The organism is Microbulbifer weihaiensis (genome assembly GCF_048323715.1).
Lineage (GTDB): Bacteria > Pseudomonadota > Gammaproteobacteria > Pseudomonadales > Cellvibrionaceae > Microbulbifer.
Genome location: NZ_JBLWFL010000008.1, coordinates 68,198 through 91,754, shown reverse-complemented (window position 1 = coordinate 91,754; position 23,557 = coordinate 68,198). Strand labels below are relative to the sequence as shown.

Annotated in this window: 18 protein-coding genes and 1 tRNA gene; 15 read left to right on the top strand and 4 right to left on the bottom strand. The window is 54.8% G+C overall.

The window, feature by feature from the left end; genetic code table 11:
• Positions 1-30: 30 nt before the first annotated feature.
• Positions 31-1,458, top strand: a complete 1,428-nt coding sequence (locus ACNKU7_RS11745; RefSeq protein ID WP_418297176.1) for a YcjX family protein — start codon at positions 31-33, stop codon at positions 1,456-1,458.
• Positions 1,455-2,654 (top strand): TIGR01620 family protein, encoded by a 1,200-nt coding sequence (locus ACNKU7_RS11740; protein ID WP_418297175.1) that lies wholly within the window; start codon positions 1,455-1,457, stop codon positions 2,652-2,654. The genes ACNKU7_RS11745 and ACNKU7_RS11740 overlap by 4 nt, the downstream gene beginning before the upstream one ends.
• 57 nt (positions 2,655-2,711) lie before the next feature.
• On the opposite strand, the gene ACNKU7_RS11735 is transcribed toward ACNKU7_RS11740, so the two are convergent.
• Positions 2,712-3,236 (bottom strand): hypothetical protein, encoded by a 525-nt coding sequence (locus ACNKU7_RS11735; protein WP_418297174.1) that lies wholly within the window; start codon positions 3,234-3,236, stop codon positions 2,712-2,714.
• Positions 3,237-3,515: 279 nt separating this feature from the next.
• Between ACNKU7_RS11735 and gorA the strand changes: the two genes are divergently transcribed.
• Positions 3,516-4,874 (top strand): glutathione-disulfide reductase, encoded by a 1,359-nt coding sequence (gorA, locus tag ACNKU7_RS11730; protein ID WP_418297173.1) that lies wholly within the window; start codon positions 3,516-3,518, stop codon positions 4,872-4,874.
• Between the two features lie 182 nt (positions 4,875-5,056).
• Here gorA and ACNKU7_RS11725 read toward each other — a convergent pair whose 3' ends face one another.
• Complete coding sequence (locus ACNKU7_RS11725; RefSeq protein ID WP_418297172.1) at positions 5,057-5,419, bottom strand: HPF/RaiA family ribosome-associated protein; 363 nt, start codon at positions 5,417-5,419, stop codon at positions 5,057-5,059.
• Positions 5,420-5,905: 486 nt separating this feature from the next.
• Here ACNKU7_RS11725 and ACNKU7_RS11720 point away from each other — a divergent pair, with 486 nt between their 5' ends.
• The gene (locus ACNKU7_RS11720) at positions 5,906-6,940 is read left to right on the top strand and encodes a hypothetical protein (RefSeq protein ID WP_418297171.1); all 1,035 of its coding nucleotides are present in this window, start codon (positions 5,906-5,908) and stop codon (positions 6,938-6,940) included.
• A 51-nt stretch (positions 6,941-6,991) separates the two neighbouring features.
• Here the strand turns inward: ACNKU7_RS11720 and thpR are convergent, their stop codons facing one another.
• A complete protein-coding gene (gene thpR / locus ACNKU7_RS11715) occupies positions 6,992-7,555 on the bottom strand; it encodes an RNA 2',3'-cyclic phosphodiesterase (RefSeq protein WP_418297170.1) in 564 nt (187 codons plus the stop codon).
• Positions 7,556-7,818: 263 nt separating this feature from the next.
• On the opposite strand from thpR, the gene ACNKU7_RS11710 reads away from it, so the two are divergent.
• Together ACNKU7_RS11710 and ACNKU7_RS11705 are read left to right on the top strand one after the other, a co-directional pair.
• Positions 7,819-8,313, top strand: a complete 495-nt coding sequence (locus tag ACNKU7_RS11710) for an Hsp20 family protein (protein ID WP_418297260.1) — start codon at positions 7,819-7,821, stop codon at positions 8,311-8,313.
• Complete coding sequence (locus tag ACNKU7_RS11705) at positions 8,297-8,962, top strand: class I SAM-dependent methyltransferase (RefSeq protein ID WP_418297169.1); 666 nt, start codon at positions 8,297-8,299, stop codon at positions 8,960-8,962. The genes ACNKU7_RS11710 and ACNKU7_RS11705 overlap by 17 nt, the downstream gene beginning before the upstream one ends.
• Here ACNKU7_RS11705 and ACNKU7_RS11700 read toward each other — a convergent pair.
• Positions 8,959-9,945, bottom strand: coding sequence for a GlxA family transcriptional regulator (locus tag ACNKU7_RS11700; RefSeq protein WP_418297168.1), 987 nt, complete (start codon positions 9,943-9,945; stop codon positions 8,959-8,961). The two genes, ACNKU7_RS11705 and ACNKU7_RS11700, sit on opposite strands and share 4 nt — an antisense overlap.
• Positions 9,946-10,127: 182 nt before the next feature.
• Between ACNKU7_RS11700 and ACNKU7_RS11695 the strand changes: the two genes are divergently transcribed.
• From ACNKU7_RS11695 to ACNKU7_RS11655, 9 genes are all read left to right on the top strand, one after another.
• A complete protein-coding gene (locus ACNKU7_RS11695; RefSeq protein WP_418297167.1) occupies positions 10,128-11,987 on the top strand; it encodes a beta-ketoacyl synthase in 1,860 nt (619 codons plus the stop codon).
• Between the two features lie 498 nt (positions 11,988-12,485).
• Positions 12,486-14,642: a fatty acid oxidation complex subunit alpha FadB gene (gene fadB / locus ACNKU7_RS11690; RefSeq protein ID WP_418297166.1), complete on the top strand. Its 2,157-nt coding sequence runs from the start codon at positions 12,486-12,488 to the stop codon at positions 14,640-14,642.
• Positions 14,643-14,653: 11 nt separating this feature from the next.
• Positions 14,654-15,829 carry an acetyl-CoA C-acyltransferase FadA gene (gene fadA, locus ACNKU7_RS11685; protein WP_418297165.1) on the top strand — a complete coding sequence of 392 codons (1,176 nt, stop codon included), beginning with the start codon at positions 14,654-14,656 and terminating at the stop codon, positions 15,827-15,829.
• Positions 15,830-16,024: 195 nt separating this feature from the next.
• Positions 16,025-16,109 (top strand) — tRNA-Leu (locus tag ACNKU7_RS11680).
• A 190-nt stretch (positions 16,110-16,299) separates the two neighbouring features.
• Positions 16,300-17,613 (top strand): trigger factor, encoded by a 1,314-nt coding sequence (gene tig / locus ACNKU7_RS11675; protein ID WP_418297164.1) that lies wholly within the window; start codon positions 16,300-16,302, stop codon positions 17,611-17,613.
• A 241-nt stretch (positions 17,614-17,854) separates the two neighbouring features.
• Positions 17,855-18,499, top strand: a complete 645-nt coding sequence (gene clpP, locus ACNKU7_RS11670) for an ATP-dependent Clp endopeptidase proteolytic subunit ClpP (protein WP_418297163.1) — start codon at positions 17,855-17,857, stop codon at positions 18,497-18,499.
• Positions 18,500-18,740: 241 nt separating this feature from the next.
• A complete protein-coding gene (gene clpX / locus ACNKU7_RS11665; RefSeq protein WP_418297162.1) occupies positions 18,741-20,027 on the top strand; it encodes an ATP-dependent Clp protease ATP-binding subunit ClpX in 1,287 nt (428 codons plus the stop codon).
• A gap of 384 nt (positions 20,028-20,411) precedes the next feature.
• Complete coding sequence (gene lon, locus ACNKU7_RS11660) at positions 20,412-22,817, top strand: endopeptidase La (protein WP_418297161.1); 2,406 nt, start codon at positions 20,412-20,414, stop codon at positions 22,815-22,817.
• A gap of 355 nt (positions 22,818-23,172) precedes the next feature.
• The gene (locus ACNKU7_RS11655) at positions 23,173-23,445 is read left to right on the top strand and encodes an HU family DNA-binding protein (protein ID WP_160153901.1); all 273 of its coding nucleotides are present in this window, start codon (positions 23,173-23,175) and stop codon (positions 23,443-23,445) included.
• Positions 23,446-23,557: the final 112 nt, after the last annotated feature.

Here is a 23,557-nt window from a genome sequence, read left to right as displayed (position 1 = left end):
AGTGACTTTCAGCAGTAGAGAGCAAGGATAATGAGCAGTGATAACGGTGAGCAGGGACGACTCGGGAAAATTCGCTCCGGTTGGCGGCGTTTGCGTCGCGAGGCCGCAGACAAGTCTCATTGGGCGGCAGAGCGCTTGCTGGATCGGCGGATATGTATTGGTATCACCGGCCTTAGTGGTGCCGGTAAATCCACGCTGCTGACCAGTCTTATTTATCAGCTAAGTCACCCCGACCGGGCTCAGCTTCCGGGATTTGCGCCTGCGCTCAACGGGCGCCTGCTTGGGGCGGAGCTGCATCCCGCGCTGGATACAGGGCTGCCGCCATTCGAGTACGAGCGCTGCCTGGATGCCCTGAAAGCAGTGCCACCGCGGTGGCCAGGTTCAACCCGGGATCTCTCTGCGATGGAGTTGCATTTACATCTGCAGGGGCGTCGCCTTGGCAGGGATTTTCGCCGGACTGTGGTTCTCGAGCTGCGGGATTACCCCGGTGAATGGCTGATGGATCTGCCGCTATTGAACCTTTCTTATGCTGAATGGTGCCGTCACCAGGGCAGTTTGCTCGAAGGTGAACTGCGGTCGAGCCTGGCTCCGGAATTGATTGGGCGTTTGCAGGCCCTGGAACCTGGTGCCATCGTGGACAGCCGGCTGCTGGATTCGTTATGGCAGGATTACCGGCAGTTTTTACGGGATTGTCGCAGTATCCATAAATTAAGTTATCTGCAGCCGGGGCGCGCGCTGCTGGAAGATGCACCATACGGCGTACTGCCTTTACCTGGTGCGGGGCGCCTTTCTGAAGGAGCCTTGGAAGCGCTGCCAGAAACCAGCGTCTACAAGGTGCTAGCGGAGCGCTATCGGTCCTATGTTGATGAGCAGGTCGCCCCTTTTGTTGAGAGTCATTTCCGCCACCTGGATCGCCAGCTGGTGCTGGTGGATCTGATCAGTACCCTGTTTGCGGGTGAGTCTTCTCTGGATGATATGCGTTTGGCATTCCGCCATATTGCAGATACTTTTCGTTACGGTAATACGGGGCTGTTGCGAAAGTTGTGGCGGCCGCAAATCGATCGACTAGTGTTTGCCGCCACCAAGGTGGATCAGGTGCTGGCCGCGGATCACGACGCCCTGCGACAACTGCTGGGGCAGCAGTTGCAGCAGGCGTTTTCCAGTGCGCGCCATCGCGGATTGCCGTTGTATTGCGAGGCGATTGCCGCAGTGCGTTGTTCCAATGAAAGTCAGAGAGATGGCCGCCGGATACTTGTCGGGCACGATATGGACGGACGCAGACTCGGGTTTGAAAACGCAGAAATCCTGCCGCACTCGCCGGATGAACGCGACTGGCAGCATTACGCCGGGGGCTTGCCACCCCAGCTGCGCCCTCCGCAGGGAATCGGGCGCGAAGGCTACATACCGCATATCCGTATGGATGCACTGTTAAATCTATTGCTTGGAGACAAGGTGTGACTGAGCCTGACGAGTCGCAACGTGGGGTGAGCAGCGGGGAAGGATCCGGAGTCGACAACACGGCGAAGGCGAAGAAGGTGGTTCCACGCCGCCAGACCCGGATTGAGAACCTGGAACCGGAGCTGGAGGCGCACCGGGCGCGCGCGCAAACCCGCGTAGAGCCTTTGGGCGACGAAGAGGATCAGCTCCCCCGATCCATTACTACCGGAGAAACGCTCCCGGACAAAATTTCGTTTTCAGAATTGCGGCTCCCGGCTTTCCGCTTGCGCCTGTGGAAGCCGGCGCTAGTGGCGGCGCTGTTACTGGTGTTTGGCGCCGTATTCTGGGAGTTGCGGCAGTTTTTTTACTGGGCTGCGGATATGCACTGGAGCCTGGGATTACTGGCGGCAGTGATCATTGGCACTCTGACACTGACCATGGCCAGCGCAGTTTGGGAGTACTTTCGTGCGGGGCGTCCACTGAGAAAGCTGCAGAAGACCCAAGAGCTTGCAGCGGAGGTGCGCGACAGCCGCTCGACGGATGCAGTGGAGCCGCTGAATGAGCAGCTTAGGGAGTTGTTTGACGGCAAGCCGCAGGGTGCTTTGCTCGCGCGGGTTCAGGGCGAAATGCCAGACTACTATGACAACAGTGAACTGTTGCGGCATCTGGAAATCAATTTTTTCGAGGCCCTGGATCAGGAGGCTCTACGACGAATTGTTCGGCATGCCTCGACCACAGGCGCATTAGTGGGATTGAGCCCATTTACGACGCTCGATGTATTGGTCTCACTTCGCCAATCCATGCGGATGATTGACGATGTGGCGCAAATATATGGCGTACGCCCATCGGTGGTGGTGCGCTGGCGATTGTTCAAGAAGATCCTTGCCCTGGTCGCGTATAGCGGTGCAAGCGAGTATGCCGTGAGTGAATTGTGGCCTGAGTTGGTAGGCGACAGTGTGTTGAGTACGGTATCCGCGCGCTTGGGGCAGGGCATGGGTGCCAGCCTTTTTATGGCGCGAATTGGGTTGGCGGCCGTGCACAGCTGCCGGCCGATCCCGTTCTCTGAAAAGCAGCGCCCGCGGCTTGGTGCACTTACCAAGAGAATCGCGGCAAGCCTTAAGGAACGGTTACTGGGGCGTGAGGATAAGATGCCGTTCGTTGCTACCGGGGCAAACGCAGAAAGGAGTGGTGTTGAACCGGAGAGCAAGAAAGGCTAGGCCGGATCAGTGATCCGGCTTGCCGGGATTGCAGGGTATATTTGGTGATCCTGATCCTTACTGGAACTGCTTTTTCATCAGCATTCTGGTGTGATGTTGGTCAACGAGTCTTGCCAGGGTGTCAAAGCGGCTCTTGATGAAGGGGCGAGGGTTGTTGGTGCCGGTTTCATCCGGATATTCAACGCCTTCCCGAACCAGTTGCAGCTCTTTCGCCAGTGCTTCTATCGCTACAAAGATATCCTGTGTGCTTTCTTCGCTATAGAAGATGTGACTTTCACCGGTGTCTAGCAGGTAGTCATTGCACTCCTTCAGCCACGCCGAGCGTTGCTCCAGGAAGTTGATTGTATTGCGGATGCCCCCTTTGTATTCGGGCTTGAAGTTGTCGTTGACGTACTTGCCCAGGCTGCGCATCCCGGAGTCTACGAACTGTTCTACTACGCTGTCACAGTAGCTGGTATTCAGGTAGGACGGATGTGTTTTCGCGAGGGAAAGGCTGCTAGCCAGGAGCAGGCTGATCACTACTGCGGTTTTGGTGATTAAGCGGTTGAAGATGTGTGTTTCTGTATTGGTGGACGATTTCATTTTGCGTGCCCTGCTGTTGTTTTTTTCGCTATCAGGCTTTTATTTGTGATAAACATCACATGAATATAGAAACAGTATTCTAATGTCAATGGCTTTTGTGGGTAGATTGTCACTAAAGTGCCAATTGCGGATCTAAAGCACAGTTATTTACGGTTTACATTGCCAAAAATGGTGGGCAAGTTGCGTCACTAGACCGAAACCGTTGCGGATACGAGCCGTTTCGGTAGTGCCCGTTGGTTGGCTTGATCGACGCTTAACTTCAGATATTGGGAGAGAATTTTGTCTGAATACGATTTTGACCTGTTTGTCATCGGAGCGGGCTCCGGTGGTGTTCGCGCATCCAGAATGGCCGCAGCGAGCGGCATGCGTGTAGCCGTGGCTGAAGACCGGTATATGGGGGGCACCTGTGTCAATGTCGGTTGTGTGCCCAAGAAACTGTTTGTCTATGGCAGTGGTTACAGCGAATCCTTCGAGGATGCCAGGGCTTACGGATGGGAAGGGCAGGGTGCTCATTTCAATTGGGCAACACTGAGAGACAATACGGCGAAAGAAGTTGCCCGGCTCAATGACATCTACCGAAATCTATTGAGTAATAGTGGTGTAACGGTTATTGGTGGTCGAGCGACCTTAATCGGGCGTCATGAGGTTCGTGTGGGAGAAGATACCTACACGGCAGAAAAAATATTGGTGGCAACTGGTGGTTGGCCAACTGTTCCCGACTTTCCGGGCAGTGAATTCGCCATTACTTCCAACGAGGTTTTTTCGCTGGAAGTTTTTCCTCAGAGAATCCTGGTCGTGGGTGGTGGCTATATCGCCGTGGAGTTCGCCGGTGTATTTGCGGGGCTTGGCGCAGAGACGCATCTGTCATACCGGCGAGACCTGTTTCTGCGCGGGTTTGACAAGGATGTAAGGACATTTACCCGCGATGAGATGGGTAAAAAGGGTGTGCAACTGCGATTCAACCACCAGGTCACGGCCATTGAAAAGCAGGATGACGGCAGCCTCCTGGTGCGTGATGACACAGGCGATATTTTGGTGGTTGATGCAGTACTCTTTGCTACTGGCCGAAATCCCAATACAAAGGGATTGGGTTTGGAAAAGCTCGGTGTAGTTTTGCACAAGGACGGCACTATCGGTGTTGATGACAATTTCCGTAGTAGTGTGACCTCGATCTACGCCCTGGGTGATGTTACCGGTGGGCCGGAATTGACCCCGGTGGCCCTGGCCGAAGCGATGGCACTGGTTAAACACTGGCAGACCGGGAAGACCGCTGAGATCGATTACAACAATATTCCCACGGCCGTTTTCTGCCAGCCGAACATCGGGACGGTCGGACTGACAGAGGAGGAGGCCCGTCAAGCCGGCATCACCGTGGAAATCTACAAGTCCGACTTCCGCGCAATGCGGCATACCGTGAGTGGGCGGGATGAGCGAACCCTGATGAAACTGGTTGTCGACAAATCGTCCGACAAGGTTGTAGGGGCGCATATGGTCGGCCCTGATGCGGGGGAAATCATTCAAGGGATTGCCATCGCCATGAAGGCAGGCGCGACCAAAACCGTCTTTGATCAGACGATCGGGATTCATCCTACGGCAGCCGAAGAGTTTGTGACCATGCGCACTCCGGTGACGCAGTGATACCGTTTACGCCTGCTCTTGGGCGGGGGTGAGTACCGGCTTGTTTGGCAAGGCGGTATCAGCAATAAAAGAAAAGGCGATGGACTCAAGGGTCCATCACCTTTTTTGTATACGCTGCCTGGTTGTGGGCAGTGCAAAAGTTAGCCTAAAAAATGGTTAATAATTGCTCAACTAGTGCCTGGTTAGTCCTCTATCTCAACTTCTTCGGCCATCTCGGGAAGTTGATAGCGCCGTGTTTTTCGGCGATCACCACGTTCTTTCAGGCAGCGCTCGGCAGAGTTAAACGCCGCGTTGACTGCGCGGTGGATGGAGTCGCTCTCATTGGTAATGGTTACCGGGTTGCCGCTCAGGGCAAGCTCCACTGAGGCGCGGTACTGTTTGCCTTTGTGTTTGTGATTGTGGGGGGCTTCTAGAACCACACGGCTTCGTATGATATCGCCACAATAACGTTCCAACTTGTGTAGCTTTCTGGACACCGTGTCTGCCAGGGCGGCAGATTTGTCTAAGTCGCGGAACACAATGTTATCGTAAGGCGCTGATTTCATGGGCACATACCTCCGGTTATAAAGGATCCATGCAGGCCGCGAGATGCGGTTTGCAGGTAGAAGGTAGGGCGCCCTTAGGGAGTCTCGCTTAGTTGGGAATCAGGTCACCAGAGGTCGCATATTTGAGTTGCTGATCGTGTCTCAGCTTTCGGGTGTTTTGCGCCTGGTCTGGAATTCCCAGCTAGGTTCGAATTGTCTCCCTGTAACCCATAATGCGATTCTCAAAAAAAAAATCAAGCTCTCTGTGCGATTAAATGTCATAAAAAATTGCTAGGGCTTGAGGGGCCTTTTGCGGAGGTTGAAGCATGGCGGGAATCACGCCCGGTCATCATTTGTGTCCCGATCTGTTTGGCATGGTCATTGCTGCGTTCCTTTGTCTGGGTTACATTGTGGGGATATGCGCCTAGCCGGTTCCATGCCGGGATGATTAGTGCGCATGACATCCTCAGATCTTGAAGTAAAAAATCAATTAACGGACTTTTGGCTATGGCGGTAAACCGTGGTTGCTCGCTGCTATTTGCGGGCTTGTTGGGGGCAATGAGTGTAGGCGTTATCGCGCAATCGTCGGCATCGCTGACGGCGGAGCAGAACAAGCTTGCTCGAATTGAACAGACTCTGGAAAACCGGCTGGTAGAGCTGGAAGAGGTAGAAAACGAGATTCTGGGTTACGACTACAAGCTTGAGCGGGCCGAAAAGTCCCTGGCGGATGCCCGCAAGCACTATGACGAGAGCCTGCGTGAGCTCAAGGCGGCAGAGCGGATGCAAAAGACCTCTCCTGGTGCGGATTCCGAGCGCGCCTTGCACAAGGCCAAACATGCATTTTCCATGGCTGAACGAGGCGTGGACAGTCGCAGCCGCCGGGTCGAGTTCATACAGACCAATTATGCTGAGTTGCAGGCCCGCCTGAATAAATCCCAGGCGGCAGTCGAGGATGCTAAGGCGCGCCAGGCTTCGCAGTCGAAATTAGTGGATGGCATGGTCAAGTCCATGCTGGTGAAGGCGGAGGAAAACCGTAAGGCTGCAAACGCTGCAGCGGCTAAAGCCCGTATGGAGCCAAAGCCCGCAGCCAAGCCCGTGATCGAGCAGCCGGAGATTCCGGCGCCGACTATGGCGTCTCTGGCTCCGGCGGCGGAGTCGGCAAAATCTGCCGAAGCTAGCGCGGAAGAGCGCGAGGTCGATGCCGACTTGCTGGAGTATGTGAAGGGCGAGCAGGAGCGCCTGGATCAGTTGCTGGCGGATACGGATGAGAGTGAGAAGGGCAAGCAGACCTTCCGCAATCTGTCACTGCGAATGACCAATGGAGAGTCTCTGGAGTTTGAGTTCCTTGGTCACGATCAGTATCGCCTGGTGGCTCCGGTAGAGTCCGGTCGCCAGACCTATAAGATCAATACCTGGAAATTCCGTCGTACCATCCCTGCCGATGATGACGGTACCCGCTACGTGTTCGTGCTGGATGCCCGGCGCCTGTCTCGTCCGCGACTGGTCATGTACCCGGAATACGTACTCTCCCGCCTGGATTGAGTGCCCCGAATCTGACTATAAAAAAGCCCGCTTTCGCGGGCTTTTTTTGTTTCAGCTGCCAACCAATTGGAACTTGGCCAGGGGAGTGTACTGGCTCCCTCCGGGCGCGAGCAGGCTGTGGTAGAGGGTGAGGTTGTTCAGCAGGCAGTAGTGTTGTGTCGGTAGTGGCGGGAAGCGGGCAAAGCCCAGGCGACATCTTGCCAGCGTGAAGTGAGGTCGGTAGCTGTTGCTTTCTGGGCGCATACCGAGATCAAGCATAAGTTGTCGGCAATTCTGGTGGAGGTGATCGAGTTCAGGTGTGGGCAGGAGCTCTGTCGCGAGCAGTTTGGCCCTGGGGCCCGGAAACGGGTGCGTGCTGACTGCCTGGACATAAATCTCCGGTGTTTCTTGGGCGATGGTGCTTAGCCGGGATTCAATGTGCTCAACGTTTTCGGCAGCGGTTTCACCAAGAAAGGCAATCGTCAGGTGTCGGTTGTTATGGCTGAGCCAGCGTGTACCGCGCGGCAGTCCGCGTTGTCGGCACGCATTGGCTGTGGCGTCCAGGAAGCGCTGGGTAGTAGCGTCCGGCTCAATGCCGATAAAAAGTCTCAGGGAGTTTGTGTCGCGATCCTGCATCATGGGCTCCATGCTATCTGGCGGCGGGGGCGAACGGTTTCCCCGATATTATCCGGAGCCGCCTGTCGCCCCAATACTGATCACGCAGGGAAAAAATTTGTTTTTGGGGGTTGAAAGCGTCTGACTGACCCATATCTATGTTTGTGAGGGGGCAGGCTCGGCAGAGCTGCCCATCTCTGTCCCCGGTAAACCGATTTTCCCGGGGGCTTAACCGCCCGGTCGTCGACGGGCTCCAAATATTGCTCTGAATTGAGGATATGTTTATGCGTAGTTTAGATCTTTCTCCCCTTTACCGCTCCGCTATCGGCTTTGATCGTCTGGCAAGTTTGCTGGACTCGATGGCTGCGACCGAACAAAACCAGCCGGCGTACCCCCCTTACAATATTGAATTGACAGGTGAGGATGCCTACCGAATCTCAATGGCTGTCGCCGGATTTGATGAAGCCGAACTGGATATCCAGCTGGAGCAGAACCGCCTAACTGTAAGCGGGCAAAAGCCGGCAAACAATGATGCAAATCGTAATTTCCTGCACCGGGGGATTGCTGCGCGCAATTTCGAGCGCCGATTCCAGCTCGCGGATCATGTACGGGTCACAGATGCGCAACTGGTCAATGGCTTGCTTCACATCGATCTGGTTCGGGAGATTCCCGAAGCGATGAAACCGCGCAAGATTGAAATTTCCAACGGAAAGCTGCTGTCGGCAGACAGGGGCGTAAAAGCTGACGTGCAAGGCTCCGAGAGTGACAAGGCAGCCTGATAGCACACGCTGTCCGCTGTGCCGCGGTGCGGCACAGCCATATCATCAAGACAAGTTTCGAAGCTACAATCAGTGCGCAGAGTGCGCACTGGTTTTTGTGCCTTCGGATTTTTGGCTGTCAGGGGATGACGAAAAGGCCTATTACGATCTTCACGAAAACAGCGAGTCGGATGCCGGGTACCGGAAGTTTCTGAATCGCTGCGCAGAGCCACTTTTGGCTGTGCTACCTCCCCACGCATCCGGTCTGGACTTTGGTTGTGGCCCAGCTCCGTTGCTGGCTCAAATGCTGTCCGATGCCGGCCACAGCGTGTCTGTATATGATCATTTTTATTGCAATGATGCCGCCACACTTGAGGGTCAGTATGACTTCGTTGTCAGTACCGAGGTGGTTGAGCATCTCACTCAGCCGCGGGTCGAGTTGGAGCGTCTGTGGGGCTTGATCAAGCCGGGTGGCTTGCTCGCATTAATGACCAAGCTGGTGATTTCCCGCGAGCGTTTCGCAAACTGGCACTATATTCGCGACCCAACCCATATCATTTTTTTCAGCGAGACAACATTTCGCTGGTTGGCAGCAGCGTTCGGGGCAGGGTTGGAATTTGCAGCGCCCGATGTGGTTTTTCTGCGCAAGCCCAAAAGTCACGAGGGCTAGGTATTTACGCGAAACAGTTTTGCCCTGACCGTCGTGCGGTATTCGCTTGGTGTGGTGGCGAGAAATTTCTTGAACAGCGCCGTGAAATGCCCCATGTCCTGATATCCGACTTTTTCGGCAATTTCATTCACTGAAAGGTTGCTCGACTGTAACAATTCCCTTGCCATATCAACGCGTACGTTTTGCAGGTATTGCAGCGGCGTTTGTCCGGTAGCCATTTTGAAGCGTCGGTTAAATGAGCGAACGCTCATATCAAAATGTTTGGCAACTTCGCTCAGTTTCACATCTTCACTGCAATGCTGTTTTAGCCAGGTTTGTGCCTGGACGATATCCTCGTCGGGGTGAAGGTGGACAGCGCCTTCCGAATAGGCGATCTCCTCGAAAGGCCGGCGGATCTCATGGGAAAAGTTGCGCTCGACGTGGCTGGCTACCGCCGGACCGTACAGTTGCCGAATAAGGTGGACGGTTACATCCGCCAGAGCATTCACGCTCGCAGCGCAGAAGAGTTTGTCGGCCTGGGTGATAAAGTACTGGCGTTTGAGTTTTACCTGGGGGTAGTCCGCGGCAAATTGGTCAAAGTAATGCCAGTGTGTCGTGGCAGGTTTGCCGTCGAGTAATCCGGCTTCCGCCAAAAAGCAGACCCCGGTGCCTACTGCGGAAATCGCTGCCCCCATGTCCGCCTGTTTCTTTAGCCACTCGAGCAGGGGGGCACTGCGGCGCAATGCCGGGCGGGGATTGCGCCAAAGTGCCGGTAAATAAATGATGTCGCTGTCGGGTGCGTCGGCGAGTGCTACGTCAGGCGTTAGCTGGAAGCCGGAGCGAGATTTGACGGGGGCCCCGTCAATACTGGCCGTTACCAGCTTCAGGGATGAGCGTTCGCCGCTCGCGCGGGCCCGGCTTTCTGCACCCCGTAACATCTCCAGTGGCAATATGGTGCCGGTGGAAAGCATTTGGTCGACCAGCATAAATGTAATAGTGCGCATGGGTAACTCTCGCTGCCGGATGGGCCTCCGGGCCCGATCCTGATCACGCTCGGTGGGAGATCGGGCACAAAATGGCCAGAAGCTCAAAATTGCTGGCCAGTATGCCCATAACGAGGCCGATTCGCCAGCCCCTAAACTGACTCTCCATCGAATTCATACTCAGTTCCAGGCAGGAGGTCAGGATGCAGCGCCTACCAGTTATTACCGCTTTTGGGGGATTCAATCCCGCAGGTCGCAGTTCTTTTCATCGCGGTTATAAGCGTTTGGTCCTGGATAACTTAAGTCTGGCTGAGCGGAATGACACTCTGTCGGATCTTGCGGCTCTGATGGGTCTGCGAACCGGTGCCGATGCACATGGGCCGCTGGAAGCTGAGCTTGAGCGAAAGGTGCTCGACAGTACCCTGGTGCGTGAGCTTGAGGCGCGTTACTACGATTACCGGAACTGCCATTTTCATCAGCCGGCACAGTTGAGCAGCGACAATGGTTTTACCTTTGAGATGTCTGTGCGGCAGCTTCCTGTGCCATTGCCTGAAGGTTGGGAGGTAGAGTCCCTCGATGGTGGCAAGGTTCGGGTTAAGTGTTCGTCCCTTTCGGTCATGCTGGATAGCCATCGAGAAATCTCCGTGGCGTCTGCGGGGCAGCTACCCACCGGTTTTGAACCAGGGGAGCAATACAACTCACGCTTCCATCCCCGCGGCTTGCAGCTTGCCATTCTGGGTGCGTCCGACGCGGTGCAGTCTCTCGGGATAGATTGGGAGCGTGTGGTTGCGAAGGCGGGTCCGGAGAATATTTCCGTGTATGCCAGCTCTGCCATGAGTCAGCTAGACCCGAATGGTAATGGCGGACTGCTGCAGTCTCGACTGCGTGGCGGGCGGGTAAGTTCCAAGCAGCTGGCGTTGGGGCTTACCAGTATGCCGGCGGACTTCGTCAACGCCTATGTGCTTGGCAGCGTGGGCACTACCGGTGCAGTGGCGGGCGCTTGCGCCACCTATCTCTACAATTTACGCGCCGCCGTGGAAGATATTCGCTGCGGCCGTGCCCGCGTGGCGGTGGTTGGCGCTGCCGAGGCTCCACTGGTTCCCGAGGTGGTCGATGGTTACACCACCATGGGTGCTTTGGCGAATATTGAGGGGCTGCGCAAAGTTTTCGGTGGGGAAATCGATTTTCGCCGTGCCAGCCGTCCCTTCGGGGATAACTGTGGCTTCACTCTGGGTGAGGGCAGCCAGTGGGCAATTTTGATGGACGACGCGCTCGCCCTGGAACTGGGCGCTCCCATTCACGGCGCAGTTGCGAATGTGTTTGTTAATGCGGATGGTCCCAAGAAATCAATTTCCGCCCCGGGGCCCGGCAACTATCTCACCGTCGCACGCGCGATGGCAGAAGCCCGGGCGATTCTCGGCGAAGAGAGCCTGCAGCAGCGTAGTTTTGTCCAGGCCCACGGTTCGAGTACGCCGCAAAACCGGGTCACGGAGTCCGCTATTTTCGACCAGCTGGCTGCGGCTTTCGGAATAGAATCGTGGCCCATATGTGCCGTGAAGGCGTATCTGGGGCACACGGTCGCGGCGGCCAGCGGTGACCAGCTGGTTACCAGTCTGGGCATTTTCGCTCGTGGCATACTGCCGGGGATCACCACAATCGATCGCATCGCGGATGATGTGCACCACAATAACCTCATGTTGTCCATGCAGCATGTTGAGCGGGCGCCGGAATCTCTGGATGTGGCATTCCTGAACTCCAAGGGGTTCGGGGGGAACAACGCGACGGCAAGCGTGCTGGCGCCGCATGTGGTGGAGCGCATGCTTGGCAAGCGCCACGGAGCGAAAGCTTTACTGGACTACAAAAAGCGCAACGAAGAAGTTGTGTTGAAGGCTGCCGCGTATGATGAAAGCGCGAGTCGTGGAGACCTCAAGGCGATCTATCGATTTGGTGAGGGCCTTATTGATGAGTCTGGTATCACATGTGATAGCGAACGCGTTACATTGCCGGGCATCGGCGGTGAAGTAACCTTACCGTGTGAAAACCCTTATGGCGACATGGTATAAGGCTGCACCGTTTTGCCCTTCGTAGGGTGCTCTATGCGGCGTTTATAAGTGATCGCGGCATCCTTTTCTTCTGCTATTTCCTGACACGCAGGGCCGAATCCCGGCCCTGCGGCCTCACCGGCATTTAATGCCAAGCCGAAATCATTCGTCGGGGCGGTGATTGGTTCGCCCCCGCTTGTGAGCAGGGCTACTATTGCTGGGTTGTAAGACTCACCGGGTTCTGTTCTAGTGTTTGCCTATCCCGTCCGCAATTCTGTGTAAAGTTTGATCGTTTTGTGCGCGTCTGTGCTAAAGCGGACACTGGATATGGTAGAAATGGTATTCAAACGCATGTTTGAATCTGGCTATACTAGGTTTCGTTGACTGCGCCAGCTGCCGTTGTCACTGAACCGTGAATACCGTGTCGATGTCAGAGCAGCAGTCATATTCAAACCCCGACCCCCCGGACCGGTTTACATTCTGGCGTCAGAGCCCGGTCATCAAACAACGAGGTCAATAATGTTATTTAGTGGCAAAGCACTTTCAGTGCAGATGTTGGAAAACGGCATCGCGGAGCTGAAGTTCGACCTGGAAGGCGAATCCGTCAACAAATTCAATCGTCAGACTGTATCCGAATTCGCTGAGGCGCTGGATGCGATTGAGAAGGCTGGCGACATCAAGGGCCTGCTGCTGACCAGCGGCAAGGGCGTTTTCATTGTCGGTGCGGACATTACAGAATTTGGTGATGCCTTCTCAGCGGGCCCGGAAGGGATCGCAGGGCTCATGAACAAGAACAATGAAAACATCAACCGCCTGGAAGATCTGCCGTTCCCTACGGTGGTTGCCATCAACGGTTACGCCCTTGGTGGCGGATTCGAGGTATGTCTGGGTTGTGATTTCCGCGTGATGGGGGATCAGGCCAAGGTAGGGCTGCCGGAAGTGAAGCTGGGCTTGATCCCGGGCTGGGGCGGTACCGTGCGTCTGCCTCGCGTGATCGGCGTGGACGCTGCGGCTGAGTGGATCGCGGCAGGTAAAGAGCAGCGTCCAGACGCTGCTCTGGCGGCGCACGCGGTTGATGCGGTTGTGGCAAATGACCAGCTGAAAGCGGCTGCCCTGAAACTGCTGGGGCGCGCGATTGCCGGCGAGATTGACTATAAGGAACGCCGCGAAGTCAAGAAATCCCCGATTCCCCTGAATGATACTGAAGCCCTGATGGCCTTCTTTACCACCAAGGCGTTTGTCGGTCAGCAGGCGGGCAAGAACTATCCGTCCCCGGTCAATGCGGTTACCTCTATCGAGCAGGGCTATAAGGTGGGTCGCGATGAGGCGCTGCAGATTGAGCAGCAGCAGTTCATAGCGAGCGCTCAAACCGGTACAGCTAAATCCCTGGTTGGCCTGTTCCTGAATGACCAGAAAGTGAGCAAGGTTGCCAAGGGCTGGGAGAAGAAAGCCGACAAGCAGATCGAGCGCGCAGCGGTGCTTGGTGCGGGCATCATGGGGGGCGGTATCGCCTACCAGTCTGCCTATAAAGGCACCCCAATCAAGATGAAGGATATCGACCAGAAGGGTATCGACCTCGGCTTGAATGAAGCGAACAAGTTGCTCGCCAAGCTGGTGGATCGTGGCCGCCTGACCGCCTCCAAAATGGGTGAGGTTCTGAACCGGATCGAGCCGACCCTGAGCTATGACGGTTTCGATAACATCGATATCGTGGTGGAAGCGGTGGTCGAGAACCCCAAGGTCAAGCAGGCAGTTCTGAAAGAAGTTGAGTCGAAAGTCACTGACGACACTGTGATTGCTTCCAACACGTCCACCATCTCTATTGATCACCTTGCTGAGCCGCTGGCGCGCCCGGAAAACTTCCTGGGGATGCACTTCTTCAACCCTGTGCACAAGATGCCATTGGTCGAAGTGATTCGCGGAGAGAAAACCTCCGAGACCGCGATTGCCCGTGTGGTTGCCTATGCGAACAAAATGGGCAAGAAGGCGATTGTTGTGCGCGACTGCCCCGGATTCCTGGTGAACCGCGTACTGTTCCCGTACTTCGCCGGTTTTGCAATGCTGGTTCGCGATGGTGCTGACTTCCAGGAAGTCGACAAGGTTATGGAGCGTTGGGGTTGGCCGATGGGCCCTGCCTACCTGATGGATGTTGTGGGTATCGACACCGGTGTGCACGCAGAGCAGGTTATGGCGGAAGGATTCCCGGATCGGATGGGTAAAACATTCACCGCAGCATCCGATGTCATGTACGAAGCTGGTCGCTATGGCCAGAAAAACGGCAAGGGCTTCTACAACTACGAGGAAGACAAAAAAGGTCGACCCAAGAAAGTGGCGTCCGAGGAAGCGTACGAGCTGCTCAAGCCGCATGTGGCTGACCGCCGTGAATTCGAGAAAGATGAAATTATCGAGCGCATGATGGTGCCGATGGCGACCGAACTCGCCCGCTGCCTGGAAGAGGGTATCGTGGAGTCTCCGGCAGAAGCCGATATGGCTCTGATTTATGGTATTGGCTTCCCTCCGTTCCGCGGTGGCATCTTCGCCTGGTTGGACAGTATCGGTATCGACAACTTTGTGAAGATGGCCGAGAAGTATTCCGACCTCGGCAAGCTTTACGAGCCTACCGAAGGCATGCGTGAAATGGCCAAAAATGGCACCACCTACTACGGCGACAAGTAAGGAGAGTTTCGATGAGTCTGAATCCTAGAGATGCCGTAATCGTCGACTATGCGCGCACAGCCATGGGGCGTTCCAAGAACGGTGTATATCGCAATGTGCGAGCGGACGACATGTCCGCGGAGCTGCTGAAAAAGTTTCTTCAGCGCAATGACAAACTGGATCCGAAAGAAATTGATGACCTGATCTGGGGCTGTGTAATGCAGCGCGATGAGCAGGGGTTCAACGTGGCGCGCATGATCGTGCTGCGTGCGGGCTTGCCGCACACGATTCCGGCGCAGACCGTGAACCGCCTTTGTGGCTCATCCATGTCTGCGCTGCACACGGCTGCTGCAAATATTCAGGCCGGCGTGGGTGATGTCTACGTGGTAGGCGGCGTTGAGCACATGGGCCACCTGAATATGATGGAGCATGTGAGCCCGAACCCGATGATGGGACGCTATATGGCCAAGGCGGCCGGTTCCATGGGTATGACGGCTGAATACCTTGCGATGATGCATGGTATCCAGCGCCAGCAGATGGATGAGTTTGGTGCGCGTTCGCACCAGCGCGCGGCGGCGGCAACTAAAGAAGGTAAATTCAACCGGGAAATTATCGCGATTGAAGGTCACGATGATGATGGTGTGCCGTTCCTGGTGGAAACTGACCAGACGATCCGTCCGGATACAACCGTGGAAGGGTTGGCGCAGTTGCGACCGGCGTTCGATCCCAAGCACGGTCAGGTGACTGCGGGTACTTCCTCCCAGATCACTGACGGTGCGTCAGTCATGTTGGTTATGTCTGCAGAGCGCGCTAAGGCTCTTGGTTTGACGCCAATCGCCAAGGTTCGCGAAATGGCTTTGGCCGGCGTGGATCCGTCCATCATGGGTTATGGCCCTGTGCCTTCTACCCAGAACGCGCTTAAGCGTGCGGGCCTGACGATCGGCGATATCGACAAGGTTGAATTGAATGAGGCCTTCGCGGCGCAGGCGTTGCCGGTGCTGAAAGATCTCAACCTGCTCGATAAAATGGACGAAAAGGTCAACCTGTATGGCGGCGCTATCGCGCTTGGTCACCCGTTCGGTTGTTCTGGTGTGCGTATTACCGGTACTTTGTTGAGCGTGATGCAAAACGAGGGCGGTAACCTGGGTGTCTCTACCATGTGTATCGGCCTGGGGCAGGGGATCACCACGATCCTGGAACGCGTGTAACTGCGGTTCCGGCAGAGAAAACAAGGCGCCTTCCGGGCGCCTTGTTGCATTTTTGGGCGGCGCGCTAATTAGTCTTGCAGCTTATGTTGAAGCGCCGTTCATGCTGTGGCACAATCTGCTCCCCTCGTTGGAGCTCGCTATGGTTTCTTTGTAAAAATACATGGAAATCAATAGGTTAGAGAGTATCGAGGTGATGGGGACGTGGTGAAATTGGTAGACACGCCAGATTTAGGTTCTGGTGCCGCAAGGTGTGGGAGTTCGAGTCTCCCCGTCCCCACCAATCTGGAATTTTATAGTCCGTGCCTGGTAGGCGAACCACTGTTCCCGGTGGCCCCTGACCCAAGTTGGCGCGGGCTGATTGTATTTGGCGGCCGGCCAATTGATGCCGGCAGTTCGCTGATCGCTGGCGCTGCGGCGTAACTTATTTACGGCCCGGTGCGATTGTAGAGAAGAGTCTCACGAGGATTATCATGCAGGTTTCTATCGAAACAACTTCCGGCCTGGAACGTCGTTTAACCGTCAATTTGCCGGCGGAGATCGTAGAAAAGGAAGTTGACAAGCGCCTTCAGCAGGCTGCCAAAACTGTTCGCATCAACGGCTTCCGTAAAGGTAAAGTGCCGATGAGCGTTGTTCGTCAGCGCTTTGGCGCTGGTGTTCGCCAGGAAGTTCTCGGTGAAGTGATGAGCCGTTCTTTCTATGAAGCGGTACAGAAAGAGCAGGTTAAGCCGGCAGGGCAGCCGAGCATTGAAGCGAAAAACGTTGCTCCGGGTGAGAACCTTGAGTATGTGGCAACTTTCGAAGTGTACCCGGAAGTAGAGCTGACCGACCTTGCCACCGTTGAGGTTGAGCGTCCGGTCGCTGAAGTGACTGATAAAGACGTCGATAACATGATTGACGTACTGCGCAAGCAGCAGTCTTCCTGGAAGGAAACCAAGCGCAAAGCGCAGAAAGGTGACCGGGTCACTATCGACTTCGTTGGTCGTAAAGACGGTGAAGAGTTTGAAGGTGGCAAGGCCGAAGGTCACAAGCTGGTACTTGGTTCCGGTAGCATGATTCCCGGTTTCGAGGATGGCATTATCGGCATGAAGCCGGGTGAAGAAAAAGACGTCGAAGTTACTTTCCCGGAAGATTACCAGGCTGAAAACCTGCGCGGTGCAGCCGCGGTGTTTACCATCAAGGTAACCGCTTCAGAAAAGCCTGAGCTGCCGGAGCTGAACGATGAGTTTTTCGCTGCCTACGGCGTAGAAGCGGGTGGCGAAGAGAAGTTCCGTGAAGAAGTTCGTGCAAACATGCAGCGTGAGCTGAAGAATGCGGCGCTGAACAAGGTCAAGACCCAGGTTATGGATCAGCTGTTCGAGAAGCATCAGGTGGAGATTCCTTCTGCACTGGTTGCCAGCGAAGTGAATAGCCTGCGCGGTCAGATGATTCAGCAGTTCGGTGGTCAGATCAAAGCGGAAGATGCGGCTCGCATGCTGCCGGATGCAATGTTTGAAGATCAGGCGAAGCGTCGCGTGGTTCTGGGTCTCGTAGTGGGCGAAATCGTCAAAGAGAACAAGATCAACGTCGATAGCGATCGTGTGAAGGCTAAAGTAGAAGAGCTGGCTTCCACTTATCAGCAGCCTGAAGAAGTAGTTGACTACTATTTCAGCAACCGTGAGTTGCTGGCAGGTGTGGAGTCTGTGGTTCTGGAAGATCAGGTAGTCGACTTTGTTCTTGATAAGGCGAAAGTCAGCGAAGTTGAGAGCAACTACGACGACGTCATCAAGCCTCAGAAGCAGAGCTAAGTTGATGTAAAGGCCACCGCAAGGTGGCCTTTTTTTCGAATGTATAAAACGCCCGCAAAATCCAAGGCCCTCTCCGGGCTAGTGCGGTGCGCGGAATTTCTCCCGTGGTTTAACCTGCCTTAGACTCGCTGGCTTTATCGCTCATGACCAGTTAAGCTCAGATTGACTGAGTTTTTGGGGGTTGCAGCTATCGCTGACCCTGTTCCCGCCAAATACGCCAAAAAAAGGAAGCACCGTATCCATGGCATCTTTTGACTACTTCTCAAAAAATAGTGACACGCTGGCCACTGGTGGCCTGGTTCCAATGGTTGTGGAGCAAACCGCTAGGGGTGAGCGCTCTTTCGATATTTATTCCCGGCTACTGAAAGAACGCGTGATTTTTTTGGTGGGGCCCGTGGAAGACCATATGGCCAACCTGGTCGTGGCTCAATTACTGTTTCTGGAAGCAGAAAACCCGGATAAAGACATTCATCTCTACATTAATTCGCCTGGTGGATCGGTGACCGCAGGCATGTCCATTTATGACACCATGCAGTTTATCAAGCCGGATGTCAGCACTATGTGTATTGGCCAGGCTTGTAGCATGGGCGCGTTCCTGCTGACTGCGGGTGCAGAAGGCAAAAGGTTCGCGACGCCAAATTCACGGGTGATGATTCACCAGCCGAGCGGTGGCGCACAGGGGCAGGCATCCGATATTCACATTCATGCCCAGGAGATCCTGAAGATTCGCTCCCGCCTGAATGAGCTGATGGCGCATCATACCGGCCGCAGCGTCGCCGATATTGAGCGCGACACTGAGCGGGACAAGTTTCTCAGCGCTGATGAGGCGAAAGAGTACGGTCTGGTTGATGAAGTGATCTCCCGGCGCCAGGCGGTGAGTAAGTAATCGTAGTTTTGTGGCAATACATGACGCATCAAGACTCTTCTTGGCGTTGTCGTTAGTCCAGTTTTCCGGGTAGATCCGGCTGGTGAGTCACAATGGTTGTAGTAGAGAGTCCCGCTCAATTCCAGGGTGGGGCTGTCTCCAAAAGAAAAAAGCTTGAAAAACATGCCAAAAGGCCGCATCTTGCTTATGAACCCTATTTGCCACCGCGTTTCGGCTGGCTGTTAGACCACGGAGTACATTGATGACTGACCAGAACAGCGGAGAAGAAAACGGCAAGCTCCTTTACTGTTCCTTCTGTGGCAAAAGCCAGCAGGAAGTGCGCAAATTGATTGCCGGTCCATCGGTCTATATCTGTGATGAGTGTGTAGAGCTGTGTACCGATATCATTCGCGAAGAGGTACAGGACTCATCCGACGGTGATGATAGCCGCCTGCCGACCCCGCAAGAAATTACCGATATTCTTGATCAGTATGTGATCGGGCAGAGGCGTGCGAAGAAAGTGCTCGCGGTGGCTGTCTATAACCACTACAAACGTCTTCGCAGTGGCAAAAGCGTCAAGGGTAAAGAGGACGTTGAGCTCGGTAAATCCAACATCTTGCTCGTGGGCCCCACCGGTAGCGGTAAGACGCTTCTGGCAGAGACACTGGCACGCCTGCTGAATGTGCCCTTCACGATCGCTGATGCTACTACCCTGACAGAAGCTGGGTATGTCGGTGAGGATGTAGAAAACATTATTCAGAAGCTGTTGCAAAAATGCGATTACGACGTTGAAAAAGCACAGCAGGGCATTGTTTACATTGATGAGATCGACAAGATTTCCCGTAAGTCTGACAACCCCTCGATTACACGTGACGTATCGGGCGAGGGTGTTCAGCAGGCACTGTTGAAGTTGATCGAGGGTACCGTGGCCTCTGTTCCACCCCAGGGTGGGCGTAAGCATCCCCAGCAGGAGTTCTTGCAGGTCGATACTTCCAATATCCTGTTCATCTGCGGTGGTGCGTTTGCCGGCCTGGATAAGGTTATTCGGGATCGGTCAGAGAAGGGCGGCATCGGCTTTGGTGCCGAAGTGAAGTCCAAAGATAGCGGTAGTAACTTTGGTGAGGTTCTGCTCGATCTGGAACCGGAGGACTTAGTGCGCTACGGTCTCATTCCAGAGTTTGTTGGTCGACTGCCTGTCACCGCAACCCTTGAAGAGCTTGACCGAGCTGCGCTGGTGCAGATCCTTACCGAGCCTCGCAATGCGCTTACCAAGCAATATGGCAAGCTGTTCGAGATGGAAGGTGTGGAGCTGGATTTCCGTCCTGATGCGTTGGATGCCGTGGCAACCAAGGCTATGGAGCGCAAAACCGGTGCCCGTGGGCTGCGATCCATCATGGAATCGGTTCTGCTGGAAACAATGTATGACATCCCGTCGATGGATAATGTCGCCAAAGTTGTCATAGATGAGGCGGTAATCAAGGGGGAGTCGGCGCCATTGCTGGTGTATGAGCAGGCAGAAGCGCAGCAAAAGGCCGCGCCAGAAGAGTAACTCCACGGTCTCGGGTGGTTATTGTGAGCCAGTATCCCATTCGCACCGTATAAAAAGCCCCTTAAGGGGCTTTTTTTATGTGTGTATATCGGTGTGTGGCGGAATATTGGCGTTAACTTCGCCAATCTTCGAGGTTTTGACGCCATGATGATTTTTTCCGGCCGGCGTTCTGGCGCAGCGCGCTATGTTTTCCAGGCCGTTTTGAAGTGCCTAAATTAAACTTATTTTGCAGCCGAGCCCGGCAGAGACTTGTTATTCTGCGGGCTGCCCCCAATTAAGGCCTGTAATGGCAATGAATTACAGTGATGTGCTTCTGGTGCACCGCTGGCCAGAATGCCAATAATCCGGTGGTGGAATTCCGCCGAGAGGGCCGAGAGGAGTTTTATGGACCAGCCATCCGATACCCTGAACGAATACCCCCTGCTGCCGCTGCGTGATGTAGTGGTCTATCCGCACATGGTGATCCCCCTGTTTGTAGGCAGGGAGAAATCTATTGATGCGCTCGAAGATGCCATGCGCAGTGACAAGCAGGTGTTGCTGGTGGCTCAACGCCAGGCATCCGAGGATGACCCTGGTGCCGATGATGTCTATCGTGTAGGCACGGTAGCCAGCGTGCTGCAGTTACTGAAACTGCCTGATGGCACTGTAAAAGTGCTGGTAGAAGGCGGTCACCGAGTGAACATTGAAGAGATCAAAGAAGGTGATGGGCATTACCGTGCTACGGTCACTGAACTCGCGACCGAGGAGCTGCCGGAGGCGGAATCTGAGGCATTGGTGCGCTCAGCCATGTCTCAGTTCGAGCAATACGTGAGTGTCAGTAAAAAGGTGCCAAATGAAGTCATTACTTCGCTCTCGGGCATCGATGAGCCCGGGCGCCTGGCGGATACCATCGCGGCCCATATGTCCCTGGATCTCCCCCAAAAACAGGAGCTGCTGGAGACAGTATCAGTAAAAGAGCGGCTGGAGCATCTCCTTGGCCTGATGGATTCCGAAATCGACCTGATCCAGGTTGAGAAACGGATTCGCGGGCGTGTGAAAAAACAGATGGAGAAGAGCCAGCGTGAGTACTACCTGAATGAGCAGATGAAAGCCATTCAGAAAGAATTGGGCGAGATTTCTGAGGAGCCCAATGAAGTAGAAGAGCTGGAGAGAAAAATCGCTGAGTCAGGTATGTCCGCTGAGGCGGAGAAAAAGACTCGGGCCGAGCTTGGCAAGCTGAAAATGATGTCACCAATGTCCGCAGAAGCCTCGGTGTTGCGCAGCTACATCGATTGGATGCTCAGCGTGCCATGGAAAAAGGCCAGCCGGGTTCGCCACGACCTGATCAAGGCGGAAGAAATACTCAATAAAGATCACTACGGCCTGGAAGAGGTTAAAGAGCGGATACTTGAGTATCTGGCTGTGCAGAAGCGCGTCAAGAAAGTCAAAGGCCCGATTCTCTGCCTGGTTGGCCCACCCGGTGTCGGTAAGACATCTTTGGGTGAGTCCATTGCCCGTGCAACCAACCGGAAATATGTGCGGATGGCGCTCGGTGGCGTGCGCGACGAAGCAGAGATCCGTGGGCACCGTCGAACCTATATTGGCTCTTTGCCTGGAAAGCTGATCCAGAAAATCTCCAAGGTTGGTGTGAAGAATCCGCTGTTTTTGCTCGATGAAGTCGACAAGATGGGGATGGATCATCGCGGTGATCCGGCATCCGCGCTGTTGGAGGTTCTGGACCCGGAGCAAAACAAATCCTTTAACGATCACTACCTGGAAGTGGATTACGACCTTTCCGATGTGATGTTTGTTTGCACCTCGAATTCGATGAATATTCCCGGCCCGCTTTTGGATCGTATGGAAGTGATTCGAATCCCGGGCTACACCGAAGATGAGAAGCTCAATATTGCGCAGCGTTATCTTGTGCCGAAACAGCGCAAGGCCGCGGGCTTGAAAGCGGATGAGCTCGAGCTTAAGGATGATGCGGTTCGGGATATTGTGCGCTATTACACGCGGGAAGCTGGCGTGCGCGGGCTGGATCGTGAAGTGGCGAAAATTTGTCGAAAAGTAGTTACCGAGCATGTGCGCAAGTCGACGAATCACAAGGTGGTTGTGGACCCTGAGCAGCTGGAAGAATTGCTCGGTGTGCGCAAGTTTGATTACGGCCGTGCGGAAGAGGAAAACAAGATCGGGCAAGTTACCGGGCTCGCCTGGACCGAGGTCGGTGGCGAACTGCTTACGATCGAGTCTTCTGCGGTGTCGGGTAAGGGGCGTGTGATTAAAACGGGCTCACTCGGTGATGTCATGCAGGAGTCTATTCAGGCTGCGCTGACGGTTGTGCGGGCGCGGGCACAGGCACTTGGTGTTGCGCCGGATTTCCATGAAACCCGGGATATTCACATACATGTGCCCGAAGGTGCCACACCTAAGGACGGTCCTTCTGCGGGCATCGCGATGTGCACTGTATTGGCATCGGTGCTGACGAATATCCCCGTGCGCTCGGATGTTGCCATGACTGGCGAAATTACCTTGCGCGGAGAGGTGTTGCGGATCGGTGGTCTCAAGGAAAAGCTGTTGGCTGCGCATCGTGGTGGCATCAAGACGGTCCTGATTCCAGCGGATAACGAGCGTGATCTCAAAGATATTCCGGATAACATCCAGCAAGACCTGGTGATCAAGCCGGTCAAGTGGATCGATCAGGTTTTCGAGTATGCCCTGGAGCGTATGCCCAGTCCCCTGAGCGATGAGGAGTACTCCGCGTTGCAGAAGCAGGCGGAGGAGCGCTCGCAAAAATCTATCCAAACTCACTGACCAAACTGCAAATAACCGGCTGGCTGGAGCGGTCACGGGTCGGATCCGGTCGGTAAACTTTGCTTGCCTGCCATTGGCTGGGTCGCGTACAGTACGCGGCCCGGCCATTGTTCAGCTTAAAAAATGAGCTTGCCGGGTAAAGCCTGAGCAAGGGCGCTCTAAATTTGTCCAACTCCTCGCAAAGCCGCATGGTTCCTTGACCCGCTAACGGGCAGTTGGTATAAAACGGGCCTTATTGCGCTGCGGTGAGTGCCGCAGGCGATTAAAAACCGTGTGCAAAATGCATGAAAAGATGTCCCCAAAGAGGGGCATTTGAAACTAGATACATACCTAGAAAAGAACAGAGGGATATAGCGTGAATAAGTCCGAACTGATCGAAGCCATTGCCGCATCTGCTGACATTCCGAAAGCAGCCGCAGGCCGTGCTTTGGACGCCATGGTAGAAAGCATTACTGACGCACTGAAAAAGGGCGACCAAGTAGCGCTGGTTGGCTTTGGTACTTTCGCTGTTAAAGAGCGTGCGGCTCGCACTGGTCGCAACCCGCGCACCGGCGATCCGATCGAAATCGCAGCAGCTAAAATCCCGAATTTCAAAGCCGGTAAAGCTTTGAAAGACGCGGTGAATTAAGAAGCGTCGTTTATACCGAGCTTCAAAGGGGCGTATCAGTTCGATGCGCCTTTTTTATTTCTGCATTATTGTAGTTCTCAGTCTTGAATCGGGCCTGAAAGGCTAAATATTT